Origin of the sequence: Anabaena sp. CCY 9613 (assembly GCF_963920895.1) — a bacterium.
GTDB lineage: Bacteria > Cyanobacteriota > Cyanobacteriia > Cyanobacteriales > Nostocaceae > Cyanocohniella.
In genome coordinates, this window is record NZ_CAWUDE010000016.1 from 104,204 (window position 1) to 130,657 (window position 26,454).

Annotated in this window: 27 protein-coding genes; 20 read left to right on the forward strand and 7 right to left on the reverse strand. The window is 41.9% G+C overall.

The window, feature by feature from the left end; translation table 11 throughout:
* The first annotated feature begins 4 nt into the window (after positions 1-4).
* The 4 genes from ACM0OT_RS18330 to ACM0OT_RS18345 all read left to right on the forward strand — a co-directional run bounded on the left by ACM0OT_RS18330 (position 5) and on the right by ACM0OT_RS18345 (position 3,509).
* Positions 5-604, forward strand: coding sequence for a nicotinate-nucleotide adenylyltransferase (locus tag ACM0OT_RS18330; protein WP_414565873.1), 600 nt, complete (start codon positions 5-7; stop codon positions 602-604).
* Positions 565-1,335 (forward strand): NUDIX hydrolase, encoded by a 771-nt coding sequence (locus tag ACM0OT_RS18335; protein WP_414565848.1) that lies wholly within the window; start codon positions 565-567, stop codon positions 1,333-1,335. The genes ACM0OT_RS18330 and ACM0OT_RS18335 overlap by 40 nt, the downstream gene beginning before the upstream one ends.
* A 26-nt stretch (positions 1,336-1,361) precedes the next feature.
* Positions 1,362-1,655, forward strand: a complete 294-nt coding sequence (locus tag ACM0OT_RS18340) for an isochorismate lyase (RefSeq protein ID WP_414565849.1) — start codon at positions 1,362-1,364, stop codon at positions 1,653-1,655.
* A 132-nt stretch (positions 1,656-1,787) separates the two neighbouring features.
* Positions 1,788-3,509: an NAD+ synthase gene (locus ACM0OT_RS18345; protein ID WP_414565850.1), complete on the forward strand. Its 1,722-nt coding sequence runs from the start codon at positions 1,788-1,790 to the stop codon at positions 3,507-3,509.
* Between the two features lie 287 nt (positions 3,510-3,796).
* Here ACM0OT_RS18345 and ACM0OT_RS18350 read toward each other — a convergent pair whose 3' ends face one another.
* Positions 3,797-4,477, reverse strand: coding sequence for a tetratricopeptide repeat protein (locus ACM0OT_RS18350; RefSeq protein WP_414565851.1), 681 nt, complete (start codon positions 4,475-4,477; stop codon positions 3,797-3,799).
* Positions 4,478-4,786: 309 nt separating this feature from the next.
* Here ACM0OT_RS18350 and ACM0OT_RS18355 point away from each other — a divergent pair, with 309 nt between their 5' ends.
* Both ACM0OT_RS18355 and ACM0OT_RS18360 read left to right on the forward strand, forming a co-directional pair.
* Positions 4,787-5,113 carry a YbjQ family protein gene (locus ACM0OT_RS18355; protein WP_414542592.1) on the forward strand — a complete coding sequence of 109 codons (327 nt, stop codon included), beginning with the start codon at positions 4,787-4,789 and terminating at the stop codon, positions 5,111-5,113.
* A gap of 349 nt (positions 5,114-5,462) precedes the next feature.
* Positions 5,463-6,095 (forward strand): hypothetical protein, encoded by a 633-nt coding sequence (locus ACM0OT_RS18360; RefSeq protein ID WP_414565852.1) that lies wholly within the window; start codon positions 5,463-5,465, stop codon positions 6,093-6,095.
* A gap of 72 nt (positions 6,096-6,167) precedes the next feature.
* Here the strand turns inward: ACM0OT_RS18360 and ACM0OT_RS18365 are convergent, their stop codons facing one another.
* On the reverse strand, positions 6,168-6,428 hold the full coding sequence (locus ACM0OT_RS18365) for a hypothetical protein (RefSeq protein WP_414565853.1): 261 nt from the start codon (positions 6,426-6,428) through the stop codon (positions 6,168-6,170).
* Positions 6,429-6,553: 125 nt separating this feature from the next.
* Positions 6,554-7,246, reverse strand: a complete 693-nt coding sequence (gene sufR, locus ACM0OT_RS18370; RefSeq protein WP_414542595.1) for an iron-sulfur cluster biosynthesis transcriptional regulator SufR — start codon at positions 7,244-7,246, stop codon at positions 6,554-6,556.
* 252 nt (positions 7,247-7,498) lie between these two features.
* Here sufR and sufB point away from each other — a divergent pair, with 252 nt between their 5' ends.
* The 4 genes from sufB to ACM0OT_RS18390 all read left to right on the forward strand — a co-directional run bounded on the left by sufB (position 7,499) and on the right by ACM0OT_RS18390 (position 12,438).
* Positions 7,499-8,938, forward strand: a complete 1,440-nt coding sequence (gene sufB, locus ACM0OT_RS18375) for a Fe-S cluster assembly protein SufB (RefSeq protein ID WP_414565854.1) — start codon at positions 7,499-7,501, stop codon at positions 8,936-8,938.
* Between the two features lie 86 nt (positions 8,939-9,024).
* The gene (gene sufC, locus ACM0OT_RS18380; RefSeq protein ID WP_414565855.1) at positions 9,025-9,807 is read left to right on the forward strand and encodes a Fe-S cluster assembly ATPase SufC; all 783 of its coding nucleotides are present in this window, start codon (positions 9,025-9,027) and stop codon (positions 9,805-9,807) included.
* Positions 9,807-11,141: a Fe-S cluster assembly protein SufD gene (sufD, locus tag ACM0OT_RS18385; RefSeq protein ID WP_414565856.1), complete on the forward strand. Its 1,335-nt coding sequence runs from the start codon at positions 9,807-9,809 to the stop codon at positions 11,139-11,141. Before sufC ends, sufD begins: the two co-directional genes overlap by 1 nt.
* Positions 11,142-11,175: 34 nt before the next feature.
* Positions 11,176-12,438 carry a SufS family cysteine desulfurase gene (locus ACM0OT_RS18390; RefSeq protein WP_414565857.1) on the forward strand — a complete coding sequence of 421 codons (1,263 nt, stop codon included), beginning with the start codon at positions 11,176-11,178 and terminating at the stop codon, positions 12,436-12,438.
* Positions 12,439-12,577: 139 nt separating this feature from the next.
* Here ACM0OT_RS18390 and ACM0OT_RS18395 read toward each other — a convergent pair whose 3' ends face one another.
* Entirely contained in the window at positions 12,578-13,135 is a 558-nt protein-coding gene (locus tag ACM0OT_RS18395; RefSeq protein WP_414565858.1) for a phosphoribosyltransferase, read from the reverse strand.
* Positions 13,136-13,194: 59 nt separating this feature from the next.
* Here ACM0OT_RS18395 and ACM0OT_RS18400 point away from each other — a divergent pair, with 59 nt between their 5' ends.
* Positions 13,195-14,640: an MFS transporter gene (locus ACM0OT_RS18400; protein WP_414565859.1), complete on the forward strand. Its 1,446-nt coding sequence runs from the start codon at positions 13,195-13,197 to the stop codon at positions 14,638-14,640.
* Positions 14,641-14,795: 155 nt separating this feature from the next.
* On the opposite strand, the gene ACM0OT_RS18405 is transcribed toward ACM0OT_RS18400, so the two are convergent.
* On the reverse strand, positions 14,796-15,194 hold the full coding sequence (locus ACM0OT_RS18405) for a hypothetical protein (protein ID WP_414565860.1): 399 nt from the start codon (positions 15,192-15,194) through the stop codon (positions 14,796-14,798).
* A 1,160-nt stretch (positions 15,195-16,354) separates the two neighbouring features.
* Between ACM0OT_RS18405 and ACM0OT_RS18410 the strand changes: the two genes are divergently transcribed.
* A complete protein-coding gene (locus ACM0OT_RS18410; RefSeq protein WP_414565861.1) occupies positions 16,355-17,035 on the forward strand; it encodes a HEAT repeat domain-containing protein in 681 nt (226 codons plus the stop codon).
* Between the two features lie 79 nt (positions 17,036-17,114).
* Entirely contained in the window at positions 17,115-17,681 is a 567-nt protein-coding gene (locus ACM0OT_RS18415; RefSeq protein ID WP_414565874.1) for a phycobiliprotein lyase, read from the forward strand.
* A 79-nt stretch (positions 17,682-17,760) separates the two neighbouring features.
* Here the strand turns inward: ACM0OT_RS18415 and ACM0OT_RS18420 are convergent, their stop codons facing one another.
* Entirely contained in the window at positions 17,761-19,239 is a 1,479-nt protein-coding gene (locus tag ACM0OT_RS18420) for a site-2 protease family protein (protein WP_414565862.1), read from the reverse strand.
* A 188-nt stretch (positions 19,240-19,427) separates the two neighbouring features.
* On the opposite strand from ACM0OT_RS18420, the gene ACM0OT_RS18425 reads away from it, so the two are divergent.
* Complete coding sequence (locus ACM0OT_RS18425; RefSeq protein WP_414565863.1) at positions 19,428-20,090, forward strand: MBL fold metallo-hydrolase; 663 nt, start codon at positions 19,428-19,430, stop codon at positions 20,088-20,090.
* 26 nt (positions 20,091-20,116) lie between these two features.
* Here the strand turns inward: ACM0OT_RS18425 and ctpA are convergent, their stop codons facing one another.
* Positions 20,117-21,370 carry a carboxyl-terminal processing protease CtpA gene (gene ctpA / locus ACM0OT_RS18430; RefSeq protein ID WP_414565864.1) on the reverse strand — a complete coding sequence of 418 codons (1,254 nt, stop codon included), beginning with the start codon at positions 21,368-21,370 and terminating at the stop codon, positions 20,117-20,119.
* A 366-nt stretch (positions 21,371-21,736) separates the two neighbouring features.
* Between ctpA and petB the strand changes: the two genes are divergently transcribed.
* From petB to ACM0OT_RS18460, 6 genes are all read left to right on the forward strand, one after another.
* Positions 21,737-22,384, forward strand: coding sequence for a cytochrome b6 (gene petB, locus ACM0OT_RS18435; protein WP_414542613.1), 648 nt, complete (start codon positions 21,737-21,739; stop codon positions 22,382-22,384).
* A gap of 241 nt (positions 22,385-22,625) precedes the next feature.
* The gene (gene petD / locus ACM0OT_RS18440; protein WP_414542614.1) at positions 22,626-23,108 is read left to right on the forward strand and encodes a cytochrome b6-f complex subunit IV; all 483 of its coding nucleotides are present in this window, start codon (positions 22,626-22,628) and stop codon (positions 23,106-23,108) included.
* A gap of 296 nt (positions 23,109-23,404) precedes the next feature.
* Complete coding sequence (locus tag ACM0OT_RS18445) at positions 23,405-23,848, forward strand: ATP-binding protein (RefSeq protein ID WP_414542615.1); 444 nt, start codon at positions 23,405-23,407, stop codon at positions 23,846-23,848.
* 217 nt (positions 23,849-24,065) lie between these two features.
* Positions 24,066-25,229 (forward strand): glycosyltransferase, encoded by a 1,164-nt coding sequence (locus ACM0OT_RS18450; protein WP_414565865.1) that lies wholly within the window; start codon positions 24,066-24,068, stop codon positions 25,227-25,229.
* Positions 25,230-25,350: 121 nt separating this feature from the next.
* On the forward strand, positions 25,351-25,728 hold the full coding sequence (locus tag ACM0OT_RS18455) for a hypothetical protein (RefSeq protein WP_414565866.1): 378 nt from the start codon (positions 25,351-25,353) through the stop codon (positions 25,726-25,728).
* A gap of 146 nt (positions 25,729-25,874) precedes the next feature.
* On the forward strand, positions 25,875-26,234 hold the full coding sequence (locus ACM0OT_RS18460; protein WP_414565867.1) for a hypothetical protein: 360 nt from the start codon (positions 25,875-25,877) through the stop codon (positions 26,232-26,234).
* Positions 26,235-26,454 lie beyond the last annotated feature (220 nt).

Consider the following 26,454-nt stretch of genomic DNA (forward strand, 5'->3'; position numbering starts at 1 on the left):
GATGATGAGAATTGCTTTGTTTGGGACTAGTGCTGATCCACCAACGGCTGGACATCAAAAGATTCTGAGGTGGTTGTCTGAGTGTTATGATTGGGTGGCTGTTTGGGCGGCTGATAATCCGTTTAAGTCGCATCAAACGCCTTTGGCACATCGGGCAACTATGCTGCGATTGTTGATTACGGATATCGATACGCCACGGCAGAATATTGCTTTAGAACAGGATTTGAGTAGCTTCAGAACACTGGAAACGGTGGCAAAAGCAAAATCTCGTTGGGGTGAGGATACTGAATTTACCTTGGTGATTGGTTCTGATTTGTTGAATCAATTGCCGCGCTGGTATCGTATTGAAGATTTGTTACAGCAGGTGCAGCTGTTAATTGTGCCACGACCGGGACATGCCATAGAAGATTCTAGTTTGCAAGCAGTGCAAAATCTGGGTGGTCAAGTTGCGATCGCTAGCTTAATAGGTATAGACGTGTCCTCCACAGCATATCGTGAACATGGAGATACTGAAGCTCTTACTCCCCCCATTGTCGCTTATATTCATCAAGAGCATTTGTACAAATGCCAGGACGCAACCACAAAAAGATACCAACTCCGCTAAATCAACAACCTTGTTTCGATTCCGCTCAACAACCTTTGGCCGATTTCAAGGTTGGTGTTGATAATGTAATTTTTTCTGTAGATACTGCCCAAAATCGGCTGCTAGTGCTTTTAGTCATGCGACAGCAGGAACCATTTGTCAATTCTTGGAGCCTTCCCGGTACTTTGGTACGTCAAGGGGAGTCTTTAGAAGATGCTGCCTATCGCATTATGGCGGAGAAAATCAGGGTTAATAACCTTTATTTAGAGCAGTTATATACCTTTGGAGGCCCTCATCGTGACCCACGGGAAGCTACTGATAGTTATGGTGTACGTTATCTATCAGTTAGTTATTTTGCCCTGGTGAGGTTTGAAGAAGCAGAATTAATTGCTGATAAAGTCGCTGGGATTGCTTGGTACCCAGTCAAGCAAGTGCCCCAATTAGCCTTTGATCATAATGAAGTTTTGGCTTATGGACACAGGCGGTTACGAAATAAATTGGAATATAGCCCAGTAGCTTTTGATGTTTTGCCGGCCATGTTTACGTTGAATGATTTGTATCAGTTATACACCACAATTTTAGGGGATAATTTTGCCGATTATTCTAACTTTCGGGCCCGATTACTCAAATTAGGTTTTTTATCTGATACCGGAATTAAAGTATCCCGGGGTGCTGGTCGTCCAGCTAGTTTATATAAGTTTGATGCTGAGGCTTTTGCACCCTTCAAAGACAAACCTTTAGTTTTTATTTAACTACCAAAATTTCAGGCAATACATTTATGAAAGCAGCAAAAGAATGTGCGAACATCCAGGAAATTCGTACAGAAATTGATACAATTGATCATCAGATTATCACTGCTTTTGGTAACCGTTTTGAATACGTGAAAGCAGCAGCAAAATTCAAAAATAATGAAGAAAGTGTAAAAGCCCCAGAAAGGTTTAATGCTATGTTACAGCAAAGAAGACTTTGGGCTGAAGCAGCGGGTTTAAATCCCGACGTAATTGAAAATTTATATCGATATTTGGTCAGTTATTTTATTGATGAAGAATTGAAAAATTGGCATTCTCGTTAAATAACATAGAAACTAATAAATAGCAACAGGGAAACCGTTACTTGCATCAGTTAGCGGTCAATTTATTGACTGCTATTGACCACTAAAAGCTCAATTAATTTCTTTTGTACAATCTAACATCCTACATCCACAATGAAAATTGCCATCGCTCAACTAAATCCCACAATTGGTGATTTGCCTGGAAATGCTCAAAAAATTCTGGAAGCCGCACAACAAGCAGCAGCAATAGGTGCGCGTTTATTATTAACACCAGAACTATCTTTGTGTGGCTATCCCCCAAGGGATTTATTACTAAATCCCAGTTTTGTGGTGGCGATGGGCAAGACATTACAACAACTAGCCCAAGATTTACCGCCTAATTTAGCTGTGTTGGTAGGAACTGTTTCTCAAAATTTAAAAGCCCATACTACAGGCGGCAAAAGTTTATTTAATAGCATCGCTTTGTTAGAACAAGGCAAAATCAAGCAAGTCTTTCATAAGCGCCTGTTACCTACTTATGATGTCTTTGATGAAAATCGCTATTTTGAACCTGGGTTACAAGCTAGTTATTTCACTCTAGATGAAATTGATATTGGTGTTACTATTTGCGAAGATTTGTGGAATGATGAAGAGTTTTTAGGTAAACGCAGTTATGCGGTAAATCCCATTGCTGATTTAGCAATTCTCCGGGTGGATGTAATTGTCAATTTGTCTGCCTCGCCTTACAGCGTGGGTAAGCAGGACTATCGGGAATCGATGCTTAAGCATAGCGCGGTACGTTTTCAACAACCGATGATTTATGCTAACCAAGTAGGAGGCAATGACGATTTAATTTTTGATGGGCGGAGTTTTGCCTTGAATCGTCAAGGTGAAATTATGTGTCGGGCCCGTGGTTTTGTCAGCGATTTAGTCACAGTTGAATTTGACGCAGCGCAGCGAGATTTACAGTTAAGTTCTGTCGCTCCTGTATATGAGTCAGCAGCAGAGGAAATTTGGCAAGCTTTAGTTTTGGGAGTCCAAGACTATGCCCGCAAATGTCGGTTTTCTCAAGTTGTCCTGGGTTTAAGTGGAGGAATTGATTCGGCATTGGTAGCGGCGATCGCAACTGCTGCTCTCGGTAAAGAAAATGTCCTCGGTGTGTTGATGCCTTCTCCTTATAGTTCAGAACATTCTGTTAGTGATGCTTTGGCATTAGCCGAAAATTTGGGTATCGAAACCAAGATATTGAAGATTGGGGAATTAATGCAAGGCTTCGATCACACCTTAGCCGAAATGTTTGCTAGTACTGAGTTTGGCATTGCCGAAGAAAATATCCAGTCCCGGATTCGCGGTAACTTATTGATGGCGATCGCAAATAAATTTGGATATCTATTGTTATCTACAGGTAACAAGTCAGAAATGGCAGTGGGTTACTGCACCCTTTACGGCGATATGAATGGTGGATTGGCTGTAATTGCCGATGTGCCGAAAACCCGCGTTTATTCGCTGTGTCAGTGGTTAAATCGCCACAACGAAATTATCCCCCAAAATATCCTAACTAAAGCACCCAGTGCTGAACTCAAACCAGGTCAAGTAGATCAAGATTCTCTACCCTCCTACGATATTTTAGATGATATCTTGCAACGCTTAATTCACAACCACCAATCAGCAGCACAAATTGTCGCCGCAGGACATGATCCGGTAATTGTCAACCGAGTAATCCAAATGGTGGCCAGGGCAGAATTTAAGCGGCGACAAGCACCCCCAGGATTAAAAATTACCGATCGTGCCTTTGGTACTGGTTGGCGAATGCCAATTGCTAGTAACTGGGCTGGTGTAACAAATGCTTTCCCAAGTAAAAATCTTTCTACTCCCAGTTTAGGAACTGCCAAATAAAAAACATCCCTAGTTTTCTTGTGGGATGGGTGTCTCCACCCGTCCCATGATTAATTAATAGTGTTGACGTCTAATTGACATCAATGGCAAATTTTCATTATTATGTGCAACTCCTTGATCTGTATGGAAAAAACTGCATTCTGTTCACGGTGAAGATTTAGTGATGAAGCAATTAGATGTTACAAAAGCAGGAGATGATCGCGCACGGGACTGAGAATATGAGTTTTTCCCCGCTTCTAAACCAGTAAATACAATCCAAAATGCTAGAAACAGATGCTAAATAAATATCAACCTCCTAATTCTCGCAACATACCTTCTACTCTATTGACACCATTGTAGTCATTCCGCCGTTGGTACAAGTTACGCGCTTGTCTTAGCAAGTCGCTAGCTCTTGAAGTTTGTTGTCGCTGTTTATACATTGCAGCCATAAACTCATAGGTCTGGGCATTATTTGGATCAAGTTTAATAGCTTCTTCATATGCCCAATTAGCTGCTGTAAAGTCTCCCATCCGTGCTTGGGTAATACCTAATCCCAAATAGGCATTCAAGTTATTGCGGTTGAGTTGGATGGCACGACGGTAAGCTTCTTTGGCCCCATTGGTATCACCCAAATTACCTTTGACATAACCCACAGCATAGTAAAAATCACTGTTATTACCGTCAATAGCGATCGCCCGACGATAAGCGGCTAGTGCTGGTTGGAAATTTCCTTGTTGGGCGTGGAGGTAGCCAATACCCGAATGGACTCTAGCATTCTTTGGCTCGATGCTAGCTGCTCGCTCATAAATAGCGATCGCCCCATTATAGTCGTTAGCTTCTACAAGCCTCTTGCCTTCCTCGAAAAGCCGTTTCAGTTCTGGGTTAGTCGTTTGTGCCATGAGTACCTGAGCTTGAACCACTGAGGGGATGGTAATGGTACAAAATCCTAACCAGAGAAGGCCAACTATAAGTGATATGCGTTTGTACACCGTAAATTTCCTGAAATTCTAGAGGACTTTTTTTTGTACATTAAAACAAAAATATTCACTTTTGAAAACTGTATTTATTCACCTTCATAAAATGTTAATAAATTGTCAAGCTAGATACTTTTTTTCAGCACAAAACGTCCTGAGTTTATACTGAATCAGGAATTGGCTATCATTTATAAGTACTCAGTATATTACACAGACCAGTTGGGGAGGTGGGGATATGAGGAAGATGAGGGCATCAAGAAGAAATTTCCCTGTTCCCTTTTAATCATGACTAATGACTAAATTTGCCATTTACGGGACTAATTAATGATTGTAACTACAACTGATGTGATTCAAGGTGCTGTAATTGAATCATATTTAGGTATTGTGACAGCGGAAGTTGTCTACGGCAGTAATTTTATCCGAGATTTTTTTGCCAGCATTCGTGATGTTATCGGTGGACGGACTGCTAGCTATGAGCGTTTATTTGAGGAGGGTCAACAGAAGGCCATCGAAGAATTAAAACAACGGGCGCAGCGTTTAGGTGCAGATGCTGTCATTGGAATTGAATTTGATACGGGTACCATCAATGTTGATCAGTCGGGAGTTTTGTTACTGATTACTGCCACGGGTACCGCTGTAAAAATGCGTTAAATTGTGGGTTTTGTCTGGCTTGTGGCTAATGGGTATACTCATTAGCCATGAATAAAAGTTTCTCTAGAAAGTCTGCAAAATAATTGAGATGTAATGAAAGACGTTTTTAAATATATCTAAAATAGATATTAAAATCAAATAGTCACTCAAAAAAATCAGACATAAAGAATCAATAAAGTATATTAAAAAATATAAACAAATTTCGCTTTATTCTTACTGAAGATAGACTAGATAATTCCTTCTATTGATAGATATTAAAAATGATTTATCGCCGTTTAATGTTTTTAAAGAGAAGTATTAAGTATACCTAAGCAAAACTTTGCTGAAGCAGCAATGGAGAACATAGTCTATGTCATACGTAAATCGCGTAAATGATGATGTTATTAATGAGCCTGGAGTAGCAGGTAGAGTAGCTGAATATCATGATCGTGTTCGTTGGGGTCCAATAATTTCTGGTGTGTTAGTTGCTTTAGCTACACAGTTGATCTTGAGTTCTTTGTTTGGTGCTATTGGGGCAGGTCGAATTGCCGATTCAGGAGCGCCTAGAACCATAACTCCTGATGTTGCTGGTAATGTAGGCATTTGGTCAACTGTCGCTTTGTTGATTTCTTTATTCATTGGCGGTTGGATAACAGCCCGTGCTTGTGGCCCCATGAATCGTAATACAGCACTTCTCAATGGCGCAATTCTTTGGGCTACTACTTTAGCAATTAGTGCTTGGCTATTAGCCAGTGGCGTGACTGGCACATTTGGTGTTGCTGCGGCTAATGCCGGAGAAATTATTAATCAAATACAACAACAACCTGGTGTAACTCCTGGAACACAAACGGAAGTAACTGCACAGCAAGCTCGTGATATTGCTGCTGCAACTTCTAGAGCTTTGTGGTCTTTTGTTATTGGTTCATTGTTGGGTTTAGCGGCTTCGCTAATAGGTGCAGTTGTCGGTACTCGTAGCCCTAGAGCTAATGCTTACAGAGCATAAAAAGTAATAGTTAAGAACTAATAATTAATCAAGCACCTATTTTCCAGGTGCTTTTTATTTACGAATTACAAATCACCATTTGAGATAAGAAGCTTCAATTCCTTGTTCACGCTTGGTTTTGGCATCTTTTTCAAACCAAGTAATTAGTTGCTGTGTGGTTAAATCTTCCATAGCAACACCATACTCTTGAGCAATATACTTGAGTAGCTTGAGGGATGAAATTGTTAATCTTGTTAAAAACTTTTCTGAGGATGACAACAAAGCAGCATCTACTTTGGCTGACTCTTCTAGGGTGAGAAACTGTGTTGAAGGTTGCTGTGGTTGTATCTCCATAAATCTATTTTTTAAAAAAATTAGTTATTAAATGTTGAGTCATGAACAATAGGTAATTACCAATTAGTAAAAACTTTTACTACTAAGTTATGACCCATGATCTACACTGGATGTGAAAACAAAATTTATTCATCAGCCTGTACTTTACGCGCTTGCACCAAATAGCCGCAACGATGTTCACCATTGATAATCCAATGAGTACGTTCTACCTGACAATCGGGGAGAACTGCGGCAAACATTTCTAATTCATGACCACAAATGCTGGGGAAAGACTCAGCAACGTTGGAAATCGCACAGTTATGTTCCATAAAGATGAAGCTATCCTGTGGGGAAGATGTATCTGATTCGACAGAGTGATACTCTGCCATGAAACCTTCAGATTTTCTCAGTTCCACTAAGTTAGCTACACGCTCTTGCAGTGAACCATGACCCAGGCGATCGCGGTATTCTTGAGCTTTCCTTTCCCATTGTTTTTGTAAAATAGTACTGACTTGTTCGCGTCCTACGGTTTCCGCTAGGGTATCTAGCAGCGAAACAGCAAATTCGCCGTAGCGATCGCTTTGATGATTATTTATTTTTCTGTACAGGCGATCGCGTCCTTGACGACTTAATTGATATATATGCTGGGGTCGTCCCATCCCCGTTTGTACAGATGAATATACAACTAGCTCTTCCGTCTCCAAATCTTTGAGATGACGACGAATCGCTTGGGGACTAACATCTAAAACTTCGGCCAACTCCAAAGCAGTTGCTTGTGAGCGTTTCAGCAGATACTCCAAAATATCTTGCTTTGTTGAGGACTGGTGGGTAATCGCCATCTTCTTGACAAGACGCTTCGCGAACGTCCCAAAATTTTTTGAGAAAATTTGACTTTAACAACATTGTTGTTGTTAATTTAGCGTAAAATGAAAATAAATTAAACAACAGTCGTGTTGTTTTACTCTTAACTTATATATTAACAGCCATTCAACCACTCGTAACGCGAGCAGGGAATTGGCTAGGCCCCAGCCCGTCTTCCATCCTTAAAGAGATTTCAAGATTTCAGTTCTGAACACGAGAGACTAATACCGATGAGTGCCACTGTCAAAACCTTAGTCAACCAACCCTACAAGTACGGCTTTATCACCGATATCGAAGCCGACACTATTCCGCGTGGACTAAACGAGGACGTGATCCGCTTGATCTCCGCCAAGAAGAACGAGCCGCAGTTCATGTTGGATTTCCGCCTCAGGGCTTATCGCCAGTGGCAAAAAATGACGGAACCAACTTGGCCCAGTGTCAAGTATCCGCCCATAGATTATCAGAATATCATCTACTATTCCGCGCCCAAGAAAAAGAAAGCAAAACTCAACAGTTTGGATGAAGTAGATCCCACTCTCTTGGAAACCTTCGAGAAGCTAGGCATTTCCCTGTCTGAACAAAAGCGACTAGCCAACGTCGCCGTCGACGCAATTTTCGATAGCGTTTCCGTGGCTACGACATTTAAGGAAAAGCTAGCCGAAGATGGAGTTATCTTCTGTTCAATTTCCGAAGCATTGCAAGAACATCCAGAACTTGTCAAGAAATACCTGGGTAGCGTCGTTCCCGCAGCCGATAATTACTTTGCGGCTTTAAATGCGGCTGTCTTCAGCGATGGTTCTTTCGTTTATATTCCCAAGGGTGTGAAATGCCCAATGGAATTATCTACCTACTTCCGCATCAACTCCGGTGATACAGGACAGTTTGAGCGGACTTTGATTGTCGCTGAAGAAGGTAGCTATGTTTCTTATCTAGAAGGTTGCACCGCGCCGATGTATGACAGCAACCAACTACACGCTGCTGTGGTAGAACTTGTGGCCCTAGACAACGCAGAAATTAAATATTCCACCGTGCAGAACTGGTACGCCGGCGATGAAAAAGGCAAAGGCGGGATTTACAACTTTGTTACCAAGCGTGGTTTGTGTCAGGGTGTGAATTCCAAAATCTCCTGGACTCAAGTAGAAACTGGTTCAGCCATTACTTGGAAATATCCTAGTTGTGTGTTAGTGGGTGATAACTCTGTAGGTGAATTCTACTCGGTGGCGCTGACAAACAATATGCAGCAAGCTGATACGGGTACGAAAATGATTCACGTAGGTAATAACACTCGTAGCACCATTATTTCTAAGGGAATCTCGGCGGGTAACTCTAGCAATAGCTATCGGGGTTTAGTGAAGGTGCATCCCAAGGCTAAAGGCGCGAGAAATTATTCTCAATGTGACTCGATGCTGATTGGGGATAATGCCCATGCTAATACTTTCCCTTATATTCAGGTGCAGAATAATACTGCAAGAGTGGAGCATGAAGCTTCTACTTCTAAGATTGGAGAAGATCAGCTATTCTTCTTTGCTCAACGGGGTATTTCGTCGGAAGATGCTATTTCTATGATGATTAGCGGTTTCTGCAAAGATGTGTTTAATCAGCTACCGATGGAATTTGCGGTAGAAGCTGATAAATTATTGAGTCTGAAGTTAGAAGGTAGCGTTGGGTAATGCTTGTAGTAAGCACTTCAGTGCTTTCAAAAAGGCACTGAAGCACCTACTACAAACCAAATAGAGAAGAGAAGAAAAGAGAGAACATGATTATTGAAAATAGTGAAGTTGTGCTGTCAGTAAAGGATTTGACAGCTACTGTTGATGGGACTCCAATTCTCAAGGGTTTGAATCTGGAGATACGCGCTGGTGAAATTCATGCCATTATGGGGCCAAATGGTTCTGGTAAGAGTACTTTTTCTAAGGTATTAACAGGACATCCCGCCTATGAAGTGACTGGTGGTGAAGTAACTTTCCAAGGACAGAATCTGTTAGAAATGGAGCCGGAGGAACGCGCAAGATTAGGTGTGTTTTTGGCTTTTCAATATCCTCTGGAAATTCCAGGTGTAAGTAATTTGGATTTCTTACGAGTGGCTTACAATTCTCGCCGTAAAGCGCAGGGTTTGGAGGAATTAGACGCGTTTGATTTTGATGATTTAATTGAAGAAAAGTTGGATGTGGTAAAAATGAATCCAGCTTTTCTCAATAGAAGTTTGAATGAAGGTTTTTCTGGTGGTGAGAAGAAGCGGAATGAAATTCTGCAAATGGCTTTGTTAGAGCCAAAGTTGGCAATTCTGGATGAAACTGATTCGGGTTTGGATATTGATGCGCTGAAGATTGTGGCTAATGGCGTTAATCAATTAACTAGTCCGGAAAATGCCACGATTATGATTACTCACTACCAACGGTTACTTAATTATATTGTGCCGGATTTTGTCCATGTGATGGCCAATGGTCGCATTCTCACCAGTGGCGGTAAGGAATTAGCGCTGGAATTAGAGTCTCGCGGTTATGACTGGGTGCTGGAAGCTGCTGAGGTGGGTGTGTAATGACGATGCAAGTTTCTCCTTCAGTTGCTAGTTTGGTGGATAGAGATGCTTTTTTGGCTGGGTTGTTACAGGAAGTGACTCCAGCCACAGGCGAGGATTGGTTGCAGGAATTACGCCAAGGTGCTGCTCATTGGGTACGTCATGCAGTTATCCCCAATACTCGTGATGAGGAATGGCGGTTTACTGATTTGTCGGCGCTGCGTCAGGTGCAGTTTCGGGTTGATAGGAAATTAACTGCTGTTGATATTTCAGGGTTGATTTTACCTGAGGCTGTTAACCGTTTGGTGTTTGTGAATGGTGTTTATGCGCCAGAGTTATCGGCTGTTGCAGGTTTACCGACTGGGGTGAGTGTCAGTAATTTGGCTGGGTTGTCTGAGTCGGAGAATATTAGGAAGTATTTGGCTCAGTCTGAGGGTTCTCAGGAGGTTTTTACTGCTCTGAATACTGCTGGAATGAATGATGCAGCGGTGATTTTGGTGGCGAAAAATGTGGTTGTTGAGTCACCAATTCAGTTGCTGTTTGTGGCGGTGGTGGGTGAGGATGCTGTGATTTCCCAGCCGAGGTGTTTGGTGGTGGCGGAAACTGGTAGCAGTGTGAGTTTAATTGAAGAATTTACGAACCGCCGAGGCGCCAAGGACGCAGAGAAGGTTTATTTTACTAATGCGGTGACTGAGGTTTGGGTTGGTGAAAATGCTGAGGTGATTCACACTCGGGTTGAGCGTGATGGAACTGAGGCTTTTCATATTGGGAAGACGGCTGTGACTCAGGCTCGTGATAGTCGCTATACTTGTCATGCTTTTAGTTGTGGTGGGAGGTTATCACGCCATAATTTGGAGATTTTCCAGACTGGTGAACAAACCCAAACTACTCTTAATGGGTTGACGATGATTTCTGGTAAGCAGTTGGCTGATACTCATAGTGCGATCGCACTGAATTATCCTCATGGTAGTAGTAGACAATTGCATAAATGTATCGTCGGCGATCGCGCTCATGCGGTGTTCAATGGTAAGGTTTTTGTGCCAAAGCCAGCACAGTTAACGGATGCAGGCCAATTAAATCGCAATTTGTTGCTGTCACCTAAGGCGAGGGTTGATACTAAACCTCAACTGGAAATTACCGCTGACAACGTAAAATGCGCTCACGGTGCAACTGTTAGTCAATTGGAAGATGATGAAATTTTCTATCTCCAAAGTCGGGGGATTAATGAAACCGATGCACGTAAGTTGTTAATTAACGCCTTTGCTGCGGAAATTATTAACCAAATTCCAGTGGCTTCTTTGCAAGATACCCTGTTAAACACAGTCAACAGTCTCAAGTCTTTGACTAATGACTAATGACTCATGACTCATGACTCATAACTAATTACCGATGACTTTCACCCCTACCAAAACCCTAGCTGATAAGGTGCGCGCTGACTTCCCCATACTGCATCAGGAAGTTAACGGTAAACCTTTAGTGTATCTGGATAATGCTGCTACCTCCCAGAAACCTTTGTTGGTGTTAAATACCCTGCGTGATTATTACGAACAATACAATGCCAATGTGCATCGCGGCGCGCATACTTTAAGTGCTAAAGCTACTGATGCTTATGAAGCAGCACGAGACAAAGTTGCTAAATTTATCAATGCTGCATCACGCCAGGAAATCATCTACACCCGCAACGCCAGTGAAGCCATTAACCTGGTAGCCTACAGCTGGGGAATGAACAATTTGCAAGCGGGAGATGAAATTATTCTGTCGGTGATGGAACACCACAGTAATATAGTTCCTTGGCAACTTGTGTCACAAAAAACAGGTGCGGTGTTAAAGTTTGTCGAATTGACACCAGAGGGAAGTTTTGATTTATCACAGTTTCAACAACTGATTTGTGACAAAACTAAATTGGTAGCCGTATGTCATGTTTCTAATACTTTGGGTTGTATTAACCCAGTAATAGAAATTACTAATATAGCTCACAGATCCGGTGCGAAAGTATTAATTGATGCTTGCCAAAGCGTCCCTCATATGCCTGTGGATGTGCAGGAAATTAACTGTGATTGGTTGGTGGCATCTGGGCATAAAATGTGCGCCCCGACAGGCATCGGCTTTTTGTATGGCAAGTTAGAATTACTCGAATCAATGCCGCCATTTTTTGGTGGTGGTGAAATGATTGCCGATGTGTACTTAGATCATTCTACCTACGCAGAATTACCCCATAAATTTGAAGCCGGTACCCCAGCCATTGCGGAAGCGATCGCTCTTGGTGCGGCGATAGATTATCTGAGTAATATTGGTATGGATAAAATCCACGCCTACGAAGCAGAGTTAACTGCTTATTTATTCCAGCAATTAGCACAAGTTCCCCAAATTCAAGTTTATGGGCCCAAGCCAAATGCTCAAGGTGAGGGTAGAGCTGCTTTAGCTGCATTTACAGCAGCCCATGTCCACCCCAATGACTTATCTACATTATTAGATCAAGAAGGTGTGGCTATTCGTTCTGGACACCACTGCACTCAACCATTACACCGTTACTTGGATTTACCGGGAACCGCACGGGTAAGTTTATCTTTTTACAACACCCGCGAAGAAATTGATATTTTTATCAAAGCACTGAAAGAAACTCTGGAGTTTTTCGCTGGGTTCATGGAGTGAATTGAAACTAGGACGGCTTGACACTCCTACAGCTAGAAATATGTGGGAGTTTGACATACTCACCACACTTGAAGAGCGGTGATTCTTGACGACTCACCGCAACTTGCTACCGGAGTAGTCTGGTCAATAAAAGCTTCTTTCATATTTTTGTGACATTATTTAACATAATTTGATTTATTTGTGTCAACTTACCGATTTTTGCAGTTAATTCTGCCAGGTTCATCTGCTCGTAGTGTTCAAAAGGTTGATGAATCCAGGGGTTATCGGGCAAATAATCGACATAATAATCAGGTGTAATAACGGAGCAGGCTTTATACCAGAGTACAGCAGTGCGAATTTCGTCAATGACAACATCATTATTTTGCTTTAACCAAGGGATAGTCTGTTGGAGTGTAATTCCAGAATCTACTAAGTCATCCACTAAGAGAATACGCGTACCTAAATTCTCGGTTGTCATTGTTAAGTGGCGAGAAAAGGTTAAAGATCCTCTTGCTTGCTGACCGGGTCCACTGTAAGATGATGTCGCTAAAATTGCCAGAGGCTGTTGGTATATACGGGAAAGAATATCTCCCACTCGCAGTCCCCCTCTAGCAAGACAGACAATTTGATTGAATTCCCAACCAGATTGGTAAATCTGAGCCGCCAGGTGTTCAATTTTTTGGTGATAATCTGACCAAGAAACGTAAAGGTCTGGCATAAGAAAGGAGATTTGTAGGTGATACTAAAGTCAACATTTTAGTATGAGCGCAAGCTATTATGACCGACTCGGCAGATGACTTTGCCCAAACTACTCCTGAGAGTCAAAAACTAAATCTAAAAACAAAACTGGCTTATGGTGCGGGAGATTTAGGCCCAGCGATTACTGGCAATATTTCGATCTTTTTTCTGTTGGTTTTCTTTACCAATGTTGCGGGAATTCCGGCTGGTTTAGCTGGCAGCGTTTTAATGATTGGTAAAATCTGGGATGCCATCAATGATCCGATTATTGGGGTGCTGTCAGATAGAACTAAATCTCGTCGCTGGGGTCGTCGTCTCCCTTGGATGTTATACGGAGCAATTCCTTTTGGCATTATCTTTTTCTTGCAGTGGATTGTACCGCAATTTAGTGCCGATCCGAGTACTAATGTTTGGCCATTATTTTGGTACTACGTGGTAGTTGGGTTAATGTCTCAGGTGTTTTACACCGTTGTCAGTTTGCCTTATACGGCAATGACTCCAGAATTAACTCAAGATTATGACGAACGCACAACTTTGAATAGCTTTCGCTTTGCTTTTTCCATTGGTGGCAGTATTTTATCTTTAATTTTGGCACAAGTGGTTTTTTCGACCATCGCCGATCGTCAGCAACAATATTTAGTTTTAGCCGCAATTTGTGCAGTAATTTCGGTTGTGGCTCTTTATTGTTGCATTTTTGGTGTCCGCGATCGCGTCTTAGCTTTTGAAGCCAAACGCAGCCAAGCCGAAGCAACTCCATCCATACCCTTTTTTGAACAACTCAAAATCGTTTTTACCAATCGGCCTTTTCTATTTGTTATCGGGATCTATCTCTTTTCTTGGTTAGGGGTACAGGTTACAGCCAGCATTATTCCCTATTTTGTCGTTAATTATATGCGTCTCCAAGATTCCGATGTCCCCTCAGTCATGATTGCAGTGCAGGGGACGGCTTTACTCATGTTGTTTGTCTGGGGTGCTTTGAGCAAGAAAATTGGCAAAAGACCAGTTTATTTTATGGGCATGAGTTTATGGATAATAGCAGCCGGGGGACTGTTTTTTCTCCAGCCTGGTCAAATCGGTTTAATGTATTTAATGGCTGTCATGGCAGGTTTTGGCGTATCTACTGCTTATTTAGTCCCCTGGTCGCTGATTCCAGATGTAATTGAATTAGATGAACTCCAAACTGGACAACGCCGAGAAGGAATTTTTTACGGCTTCATGGTACTACTACAAAAACTGGGTTTAGCTTTGGGATTATTTTTAGTAGGTAACGCCTTGCAAGCATCTGGTTTTCAAGCAAATGTACCAGGACAAACTACACTACCCATACAACCAGACTCGGCATTATTAGCTATTCGTCTTGCTGTTGGCCCTCTACCCACATTTTTCCTAATTTGTGGCTTATTTCTCACATATTTTTACCCAATTACCCGCGAGATGCACGCAGAAATTATGCTAAAACTCAAACAACGTCAAGAAAAAAATTAAGTTAAAAATATGGGTAATGGGGCATCAGACATCTCCAGAAATTAAATATGCGTTATCCCGAACCCTTGTAGAGAAATAGCACTGCTACGTCTGTAGATTCTTTTTCAGAGATGTCAATGGTTGCCAATACCATAGAGACGACCGTTAAGTCATCTTTACTCACTACCAAGCTTATTTGCTGCTCGACAAACAATTTGCATAGAGGTAGCGTTAGCGTCAGCAGTGTCAGGTTTGAGAACAATTTCTCTTTCAATTGTTTGATTACTGGTTAACTTCCCTGTGGAGTTATAGACAGCAAATCTTGTGGCATAAAGCTTACCCTGATTACAAGCAGCTTGCAACGTCGTTTTCGCCACACCATCGCCATGTTTCTGTGAAAGGGTGTACTCGGTTCCTTTCACAGATGCCAAATCAAGGATAATCGGATTGCCATAATTATCGGCTCCTACTTGAATATCCAAAGAAAAACTATTGTCAGTAATTTCTGCATTTGCTGTGCTACCAATTGAAGCAATTATCACTGCAACTAAGATACTAATTTTTTTGAAAAACATACTTTGGAAAAAAAAGAAACTATATATTCTTCTTATTCCTATAAAGGTGCTTTATGGCGCGGTGATACCACTAAATTAATGATAACAATCGATACAGCTAAAAAAAATAATCCCAGTGAATTTATTGAGAAAATATTATATTGAAACTCCAATTACAGCAATTCTCATGAGAAAAAAATTGACTTATCGATGTTTATTTATTCGCATAAAAAAATCCAGTACTTTTGTCAAGCCTAGATTTGAGGATATCAATGATGATTTATAAATTTATTATTCCCAATAATAGGGATTAAATATACAAAGTGGCACTCTTAATTTAAAAAAAATTCTGAATGGCAGATTAAGTTAAATCAAGCACTCTAATAATATTTAGGAGAATATCTCATAACAAAAAAACCGTAGCTGGACTACTACGGTTCTTTATGAGTGGATTACTGAACTCTAACTCTATATCAAAAGCTGTTGTCTGATAACTTCAGCTTTTTACCTATATCTAATCTCTTTGTGAACTAACTCTAACCTCTTTATACATATTCGTCATCACTTACTTAAAGTACTTAGTTTAGTGAAATACTTAACTAGATAACCGTATTATTTGATGTATTTAGTGAATTTAAATTGGTCATAATATCTTTATTACTGTAAAAATACGCAATTATTTTTGTCAAAAAATACTTTTTTGCTAGGAAAAAGCATGATTAATGTTATAAATATAACAATTAGAAAATAAAAAAATCAGTAAAAAATTGTTAATTTGAGGTAATTGTTTTTATCCGGTGAATAAAAAATAAGTGACGTCAGCTTATCGCCTGTCTCAAAATACTGCTAAAAAAACCCCGATATCCGGGGTAATATTTGCGGCAAGGTGTTGGTAGTCTCACTGCATGAAATGTAAATAGCACAGCAATTATCAGGATTAAGGCAAATAGTACCCTGTTTAGCAGAGCCTTTTGTCTTTCTTTGTAGGTATATAGTCATCTACCAAAAGTATTAACTGAGTTAACCAGAACTGGCAAGTAATGCGGGATCAGGGAAAATTCTTAACTGTTGGCGTGTGGTAATGCTAACTAATCTACCACCATACTCTTCAGGGTTTATAGTTACAGCCTCATTCAAGAATCAGTTAAAGTAAAGATAAGTAAAGAAAATGCTAAGAATAAATGGCTGCTCTACCCTTAGAGGAAATCTCTGCTCAGTTAGAAAGTCCAGACTTACGCGATCGCATGGTAGCCCTTGCCAGTTTGCGTCATATACCCCCTGAAGACGCAGTACCTTTAATTAAAAAGGTGTTGGATGATGAATCTCTGCAACTGCGATCAATGGCAATATTTGCCTTAGGAATTAAACCAACAGCAGAATGTTATTCAATTCTGGTCAAAATTCTGGAAAATGACCCAGACTACGGTATTCGTGCCGATGCTGCTGGTGCATTGGGATATTTAGGTGATACTAGAGCCTTTGAGGTACTGGCAAGGACATTTTATGAAGATACTGATTGGCTAGTACGTTTTAGCGCCGCCGTTTCCCTGGGTAATATTAAAGATCCACGCGCGCGGGAAATTCTCATTCAAGCCTTAGATAGCAAGGAAACAGTATTACAAGAAGCTGCTATCTCCGCACTAGGAGAAATTCAAGACATTGATTCTGTAGATAGTATCCTGCGATTTGCCCAATCTGATGATTGGTTAGTAAGACAACGTCTTGCAGAAGCCTTAGGAAATCTTCCTACTATTAAGAGCATTTCCGCTTTAAAATATTTAGAAAAAGACAGCCATCCCAATGTAGCGGCAGCAGCGAGTATTTCCCTCAAAAGGCTTGAAGATCAAGGTTATCAAGCTTAATAACAACTTCTCCTGCTACCTTTTAATAAATTAAGTGGGATTTTTAGAGTTTTGATGCAGGGTAATTTCATTCATGAACATGAATATTGAAGAATTTTTTGAATTGAGTGCTGGTAAATGGTTTTCCCATCGCACTAGTCACCATTTGGCTTTTAAACAAGCAGAAGACGGTAAATCAGATATCGTTATTGAAACCCTCGCCGCTGATCATCCAGAGGTCATTAAACTGTGCCAACAGTACGAAATTGCTCCTAACTTGGCATCCTGTGGAGCTAGAGTTACCTGGAATGGCACAATGGAATGGGATGAAGAAAAACACAATGGATCTACCGTATTAGTGTCAGTTCCCGATGCCGATAATCCACAAGAAGGCAAGTTACTCAGAGAAATGGGTTACGCCGAAAAAGCACCCGTTGCTGGAAGCTACAAGATGGGTAGCGATGGTGCTTTAACTCTCACCACAGAATATGAAACCATGTGGTCTGAAGAACGTTTATGGTTTGCCAGTCCCAATTTACGGATGCGAGTCAGTATCCTCAAGCGTTTTGGCGGCTTTAGCATGGCTTCCTTCACTTCCGAAATCCGCATGGGTGGTAATCCGTCTGCGGCCAAGGTATCAGAAACTGCTAATTCTGTATCTAGTTAGGGGGCTAGAGGCTAGAGGCTAGAGGTTAGGAAAATTTACTCACTCCTCTGTTTCTGCCTCTTCTCCATCTTCATGATGATTAAATTTGCAACAAGTTAGCGATCGCCTGGGGTAATGGCAGCACAATAATTACCAGCAGTGCCATTGCCATCAATCCTAAAATGTCACGACCATTATCTAAATCGGTGACATCGTTTAAGGCAGGTTCGTCAATCAAGGGGATGAATAATAAAATAATCGCCCAGATAAAAAATCCTGACTGGACTAAAGAAAGTAGTAGCAGTAATAAGCGGGAAATTTGACCAATTACCATTGCGGTTCTCTGTCCAAACATGGCATGGACAATATGACCCCCATCGAGTTGTCCCACAGGCATCAAATTCAAAGCTGTGACAATTAGTCCTAGAAAACCAGCAATTGCTATGGGATGCAGGTTAATGGCAGATTGTGCTGTTAATTGGCTCCCTAATGCTAACTTCGCCAGCAGTGCCAATAAAATTGAATATTTGGGGTTGAGTGCTTCAGGATTCAACAATGCTGTTTGGTCAGTCATGGGAACCACCTCCGAATTAGCCAAACCCCAGATTAAAAACGGTAATGTGATCACAAAACCTGCGATAGGCCCAGCGATACTCACATCAAATAAAGCTTTACGGTTGGGAATGGGACTACGCATTTGAATAAATGCGCCAAAAGTGCCCAAGAAAAATGGCAGAGGGATAAAATAAGGCAGGGTCGTGCGAATTTTGTAACGCCGAGCGGTCATATAATGACCAAGTTCGTGGATACCTAAAATAGTCATCAACCCTAAAGCATAGGGTAAGCCCTCTAACAAAATACTTGGTTTAGAAACGAATTCTTGTGGTTGAAAACCAGCGAGTGTTGAACCTACAAACGTAGTTGTCAGTAAAGTAGCGACTAGCAAAAATAAAGCTAATCCTGGACGTGTTAACCGTTCTGGATTACTGGTATTGGCATTTTTAGCAGCTTGAGTGTTAGGAACCAGCACAAAGAAAGGTTTACCATTGAAACCTTCTTGAAAGATGAGCAAGAAGCGATCGCCAAATTGTGCTTCGATATTAGCCTTAATCTGCTGATAAGCCTTAGTAGGAGTGGTTCTGATCTGACCACGACAGACAACAGCCTGGGGTCTGTACTCAATGTTTTGGATGTAGTAAACAGACCAGGGAAAACAATTTCGTAGTTGGGTTTCTTCCGTTGGTTCAATGGGACGCACTGTTACTGCTTCTGCGGTAGGATGGATAGCCGACTGTGGTTCAATAGCTGGGGGTTCCGTTTGTGGATCTCTTGGCGCTTGACGACCCCATTGAAACAACAGCCAGTATAACAGCAGGCAGATAATTGACGGCCAAATGATCAGTGATGCCGGCGGGGGTGGTTGTGCCCCATGTATTATCGTCCACCCGCTCAATATCAACGCTGGTGTCATTAACACCAACCACAACAACCAGACTGGTGTCCGGGTGATGTTAGCGACACTGCGCTGCACCATTAGATAAGTAGCTAGTCCCAATAGGAGGAGAAACCAAGATGTCATTTGCTCTTCAGTAATTTTAAAAACATGTCCCACCAGCGTGTCGGTACCACAGCCTTCACTACTAGACAGACTCTAAACCCCAATTTGTCTACAACGGTTAACAGAACTTATTAAGTCTCAAATGTAAATTCTTAAGAAGTTCAACTCTGTAACCCAATTTTTACCACTCCTCAGTTCGGTTTTTGCTCATGTGCCCCTTACCTCAACAGCCAAGTCAGCTAGCCAAGCCACCACGTCCAGTACTAGATAGTATCTTTGCCTTTTTGCCAAATCGAGACACATTAGGGGGAACCTCTTACCTTATTGTAGGAAATGAAGGCAATATCCTCATCGATTCCCCGGCTTTAGATCAAACAAATCAAGATTTTTTGCGATCGCATGGCGGTGTGCGTTGGCTATTTCTCACTCATAGAGGTGCTATTGGTAAAACTTCAGAAATTCAACAAATCTTTAGCTGCGAAGTTCTCATTCAAGAGCAAGAAGCTTATTTATTACCTGGATTAACTGTAACCACCTTTATCCAAAATTTTACACTCACTGCTACAACACAAGTAATTTGGACACCGGGGCATTCTCCCGGTTCATCTTGTCTCTACTACAGTAAACAGGGAGGTGTGCTGTTTTCTGGTCGCCATTTAGTCCCCAATCACCAAGGAGAACCAGTACTACAGCGGACAGCAAAAACATTTCACTGGCCAAGACAAATTAAAAGTCTTCAAGTACTACAAGAACGTTTCACCCCAGAAACCCTACAGTACATCTGTCCCGGCGCTAACACAGGCTTCCTCAGAGGCAAACGTTTCATCGAGAATGCTTACCAAGGACTTGTGAGTGCTGAGGTAGAGAGATGAGGAAAAAACTCCCCACTCCCCACTCCCTACTCCTTACTCCCCACTCCCGCCAATACAGAATTTGTCTTTAACAATTCCAATGCTCCTTGATATTGCACATCGGCGTTGGTGGCAATTTGTTCGCGGGTAATTGATTCTTGGGCAATTACTTTATCTGGCTTAATACCTAATTTGTTGATATCCCGATGGTTAGGTGTTTCGTACTTAGCAATTGTGACTGCCAAGCCAGAACCGTCTGATAATTCAAACAAAGACTGGATTAAGCCTTTACCAAAGGTAGTTTCCCCTACCAGTTGGGCGCGACCGTTGTCTTGTAGGGCCCCAGCGAGAATTTCACTAGCACTGGCAGTTCCTTGATTGACTAAAATTACTAATGGATCATCTGTCAAAGCAGGGCCAAATGATTCAAAACTGCCTTGAATACCTTGGCGATTGACAGTGTAGACAATGGTACCGGAATTTAACCACAGGCGGGCAATTTCTACTCCTGATTGTAATAACCCACCGGGATTATTTCGCAAATCTAAAATATAGGCAGCAGCGCCTTTTTTCTCTAAACTAGAAATAGCATGTGCTAATTCTGTAGAAGCGTTAGCGTTAAATTGAGTTAAGCGCAGGTAGCCAATGGGTGTTCCTTGGGGAAAAAAACGCAAGTCAGACACCACAGGGTTAAGCTCAATGCGATCGCGCACTATTCTCACTTCTTTTTCCCCTACCCCATCTCGTTCAATCAACAGGGTAACTAGACTACCAACGGGGCCCCGCATCCTAGTTGCTGCTTCGTCGAGGGTCAAATCTTCTGTAGAAATGCCTTCGATTTTGAGAATGCGATCGCGTGGTTTAATTCCGGCTTTATCTGCTGGTGAATCCACAATAGGTGACACTACTTCTAGCCTTCCAGTCTCCGGATTGAGGGCAATTTGTAAACCCACCCCAGTCAGTTCCCCCGAAGTATTGACTTGCAAACTCCGGTACTGCTCCGGGTCTAAAAAGCGGGTAAAAGGGTCGCCCAAAGACTTCAGCATATTCTGAATTGCTGCATAAGCTGCTTGATTGTTTTTCAGCGGCTTCTCTAATGCCTTTTGCCTCGCCGCCGACCAATTTTGATGGTTAAACGTCTCATCTAAATAAGTACGATTGACAATTCGCCAAACTTCTGAAACTAGCTTTTGCTCATCCGTCAAAGCTACCGCTGGTTGGATGAGGGCGCCCAACGCCAACCAAAATGCCATTAGCAGTGAAAATCCTAACCGAAAAACCTGTTTGTGCATGAACCCCATTTTCTATTTCACCTGATCCCAAATTGCTGAAAACTGCCCGTTTACCTCGTTATTGATGAAATCTATATCTCAACTATGTTACTTTTTTTATAGAAGTGGTGCATTGCTCTCATCAACTTGTCAAGACAACTGATGCGGTGTATTCCACTCAGCAAACGATAAGATCTACTTGGTGTCCAGCATTTTTTGTGTTGGCTTGCAAAGAGAACGCAATATATTCCATATTTACAGAGTGTTAAGTTTCTGAAAACTCTTATCACTTTGAAGGCTCCAAAGCAAACGAACTAACTCCCTTTTGTGAAAATCCCAAAATTGCTAATTGGGAGATTGATCAACAGCAACCGATTTTTAGGAACTTGAGATTGTATGGCCAACGTTTACGACTGGTTCGAGGAGCGCTTGGAGATTCAGGCGCTCGCTGAGGATGTCACTAGCAAGTACGTCCCTCCCCATGTCAATATTTTTTATTGCCTGGGCGGCATTACCCTAACTTGTTTTCTCATCCAGTTCGCCACTGGATTTGCCATGACGTTCTACTACAAGCCAACTGTAGCTGAAGCTTACTCTTCAGTAGAGTACATCATGAATGAGGTCAGCTTCGGTTGGCTAATCCGCTCCATTCACCGCTGGTCTGCCAGCATGATGGTGTTAATGATGATTTTGCACACCTTCCGGGTCTACCTCACAGGAGGCTTCAAAAAGCCCCGTGAATTGACCTGGGTAAGTGGTGTCATCCTAGCTGTAATCACTGTTTCCTTTGGTGTTACAGGTTACTCCCTACCTTGGGATCAAGTAGGTTACTGGGCTGTGAAAATCGTTAGCGGCGTACCAGAAGCAATTCCCGTAGTTGGCGTTTTGATTTCTGATATGTTGCGCGGTGGTTCTAGTGTTGGTCAAGCTACATTGACTCGCTACTACAGCGCTCACACCTTTGTACTACCTTGGTTAATTGCAGTGTTCATGCTGTTCCACTTCTTGATGATCCGCAAACAAGGTATTTCCGGACCTTTGTAATCTAAATTCAGCCAAAATGCGAAAAGGCAACAGCTTTCAGTTTGCAGATTCAGTTGTTTGTTTTAAACTTATGAGAAATCAGAAAAAAATCACTCATAAGCGACAATAAAAACAAAGGCTGTATTTTAAGCTGAAAGCTGTAGACCCCCTCCAAGCGGCTTGCCGCAGTCCAGGGTTGCCTCATAGCTGATGGCTTCCACAAATGCTTTAACTGAATTTGAGCAGGAGAGCGCATTCAAACATGGCAACACAAAAAAAACCCGATCTGAGCGATCCTCAGTTAAGAGCCAAACTCGCCAAAGGCATGGGTCATAACTACTATGGCGAACCCGCTTGGCCTAATGACCTACTGTATGTATTCCCCATTGTGATTATGGGTTCCTTCGCTTGTATTGTGGCTCTAGCTGTACTAGATCCTGCAATGACAGGTGAACCAGCAAATCCTTTTGCTACACCACTGGAAATTTTGCCGGAGTGGTATTTGTATCCTGTATTCCAGATTTTGCGATCGCTTCCTAACAAACTTTTAGGAGTGCTAGCAATGGCCTCAGTACCCTTGGGATTAATCCTCGTTCCCTTCATTGAGAACGTCAATAAATTCCAAAATCCCTTCCGTCGTCCAGTGGCGACTACAGTATTCCTCTTTGGCACTCTTGTCACCCTGTGGTTAGGTATTGGTGCTGCCCTCCCATTGGATAAATCTCTGACCTTGGGATTGTTCTAATTTATTTACCACCAAGCCTTTGACGCCTGTAGTTTCCAGAGCATCTACCAAATTTAGCAGTTATGCGGAGGGTTTCCCTCCTTTCAACTGCTGGCGCAATCACCCAGGAAGTGTTCTTGGAAAGCTGCTCATACTTTTGGCAGATGTACTTTTGTAACTTACAGGCGTCAATTTTAGTAATCCAGTTAGCATCTGGGATTTTTAATTTTGGCAGAAAAGGGATTCCCAAGTCTAAAATCGCCAAAATACAACCAATATAGACATCTTTTACTCATCTTATATTCAAGTCAAGGTCAATGCTTAGCATAGTGCAGCACGACCATCTGACGGTGAAGAGCGAACTTAAGCTCCTAAACTACGTACAACAATGGTTTGAGCAATTTTGTTTACAATATCTGTCTCAACTTGGCTGGTCAGAAAGCCAACTTTATCGCCTTAATTTAGCATTAGCAGAGGGTTTTACTAACGCAGTCCGTCATGCTCATCGTGCTTTACCACCGGAAACTACTATCGAAATTGAAGTTAGTCTGTGGATTAATAGACTAGAGATGAGAATTTGGGATCATGGAAAACCCTTTAATCCCGATGCGATCGCCGAGCCACAACCAGGCACCCTGCAAGTTGGGGGATATGGATGGTTTCTCCTGCGACGTTTAGCTGACCATGTTGTTTACGAACGCAGCGCAGATGGGAGAAATTGTTTACTGATCGTTAAATATGCTAAAGAAGGTAAAAATTAAAAAGAATGCCATAACCATGACAGAGCGACTTCAGCCCTGAAGCAATTTTTGTTATTTGTATAAACATTTTTTGTTTTGTATAAAAAATCTGAAGAACTATTAGAGAAATGGGTACCCACAGATATGGAGCGATCGCACAATGGAATACTAGACCCACTTGCGTCCTAGCTCATTTACACCTGCATCTGTACCCTCTCTCGGAGTATAAAAAACATAAATGCTGATTGATACAGTGGGAGAAAACCTCAATTTAGCCGAAAAAGTTCATGGAACAGCTAACCACGTCTTCGTGTTCTTAGAAATTTTTGCCCGAGAAGGTGGTATTCAATCTTATGTCAAAGATATTTTTTGTGCATATTCAGAGTTGAAGCCAGGTTGTAAAGCCGAAGTTTTTTTATTGCGAGATAATTCTAACGGCTCAAATCCTTTTGAATCTGATAATTTAAAATTTCATTACTTTCAAAATCAGTTCTCCCAAATAGGAAGGCTGAAAATGGCAGCGGCTTTGCTCAAGTTTCTCTTGAAAAAACGTCCCCAGCATGTTTTCTGCGGCCATATTAACCTGGCAGTACTGATCCAAACTCTTTGTCAGCCCTTAGGTATTCCCTACACCGTACTCACGTATGGCAAGGAAGTGTGGGAACCACTCAAAAAGCAGGAACGACGCGCACTAGCATCAGCAAGTAGTATCTGGACTATTAGTCGCTACAGCCGCGATCGCGCTTGTGCTGCCAATGGTCTAGATCCTCAAAAAATTAAGATGTTAGCTTGTGCTATTGATAGCAATAAATTTACGCCTGGTTCTAAACAGCCAGAATTAGTCGAGAAATATGGGTTATGTAGTACAAAGGTATTAATGACTGTGGCGCGATTATGGTCAGGAGATATTTACAAAGGTGTAGATGTAACTATTCGCGCACTACCCCAAATAGCCAAAGTTTTCCCAGAAATCAAATATTTGGTAATTGGTCGAGGCGATGACCAACCCCGATTAGCCCAGCTAGCAACAGATTTAGGTGTGAGCGATCGCGTGGTTTTTGCAGGTTTTGTGCCTACAGAAGAGTTAATGGCACACTACCGCCTTGCTGATGCCTACATTATGCCCTCTCAAGAAGGCTTTGGCATTGTTTATTTAGAGGCAATGACTTGTGGTGTGCCGGTGTTATCTGGTGATGATGATGGTTCTGCTGACCCCTTGCAGGATGGTAAACTAGGATGGCGAGTACCACATCGTGATCAAGAAGCAGTAGCAAAAGCTTGTATAGAAATTCTCCAAGGAAATGATCAACGTTGTGATGGACAATGGCTTAGAGAACAAGCAATCGCTCTTTTTGGTATGGAAGCCTTTCAACAGCGACTACAAGAACTGCTTTTGTCCTGAGTCGTAAGCCGATAGTCCCAAAGCTTGAGTAATATTTCTTGACTTTTGGTAGTTGAACTTTGGCTTTTGACTCTCAACTAAACTCGCTATCCTAGAAGAAGAGCAAGACAATATTTAAAAAATGAGCCTTAAATCTTTGCAATTGAGTCTTGAAAATCTTCGCCCTTGGCTCACAGTGTTAGCCGTTTTCTGGTTGCTGGCGTCATTAGGCTTGGGCTGGTTGGTGAATTCGTTGCTAATTATCGTTGGCTTCTTCATGTTGACACCCGTTGTCGCCTTCTTTGGATTTCGCTGGTGGCTGCAACGCAATTTAGTGACTGATCAATGTCCTGTTTGTAATTACGAATTCACAGGCTTAAATAACAGTCAATTGCAGTGTCCGAATTGTGGAGAAGCACTGTCAGTACAAAAAGGACATTTTCAGCGCTTCACACCAGAAGGCACAATTGATGTTACAGCTATTGAAGTACCAGCTAAATCACTGGAAGAGAAAAGTTAACGTTAATGTATCAGTATAATTACTAAAACAATAGCTAGCGATCGCTTTAGGATTGTATGTAGGAAGATAAGCGATCGCGCCTTAATCTCATGTTAAAGAGTATTATTACATAATACTGAATTATGTGATGTAGTTAATTCACTGACATGGTTGCAGACCAACGCATTGATTTTCGAGCATATCTAGAATCTCTCTACAAGGATAAAACCTACAGTGAATGGCAATATTTATACACCCCACTAGATGCCTTCGACCGCCAACAGACTGAACCAAAGACATCTCACAGACGATTAGATTTGGGGTTAGTTAATGGTGCAGACGATTCAGCATTAAATTCAACACAAATAGTTTTCAGGCTGAAAACTGTGCAGCAAGGCTTATGGATTAAAACTAACGTGAGGAGTTCGACGGATCTAAAAAACCCCGCTTCCATTCCTCTTCCCCTGCAAGGCTACGGTGTACACACAAATCTTATCAACTGGCCACAGCGTTTTGATCCCCCGTAACTCTCCTAAACCCCTTCGGGGATGCGCCTTCGGCGTAGGAAAAAGGGGGATTTTGGGGTATCAACCCAAATTTTACACCCAGTACAGAGATGTGTGTACACGGTAGAGGGTTGGGGAGAGGTTCATCGAATTCACGTTAAAACTATAGCTAAATCTTGTACCAACGAACCTGTATCAATATAAAAACAAAAGCCCCAACACAAAGAAGTGTAGAGGCTTG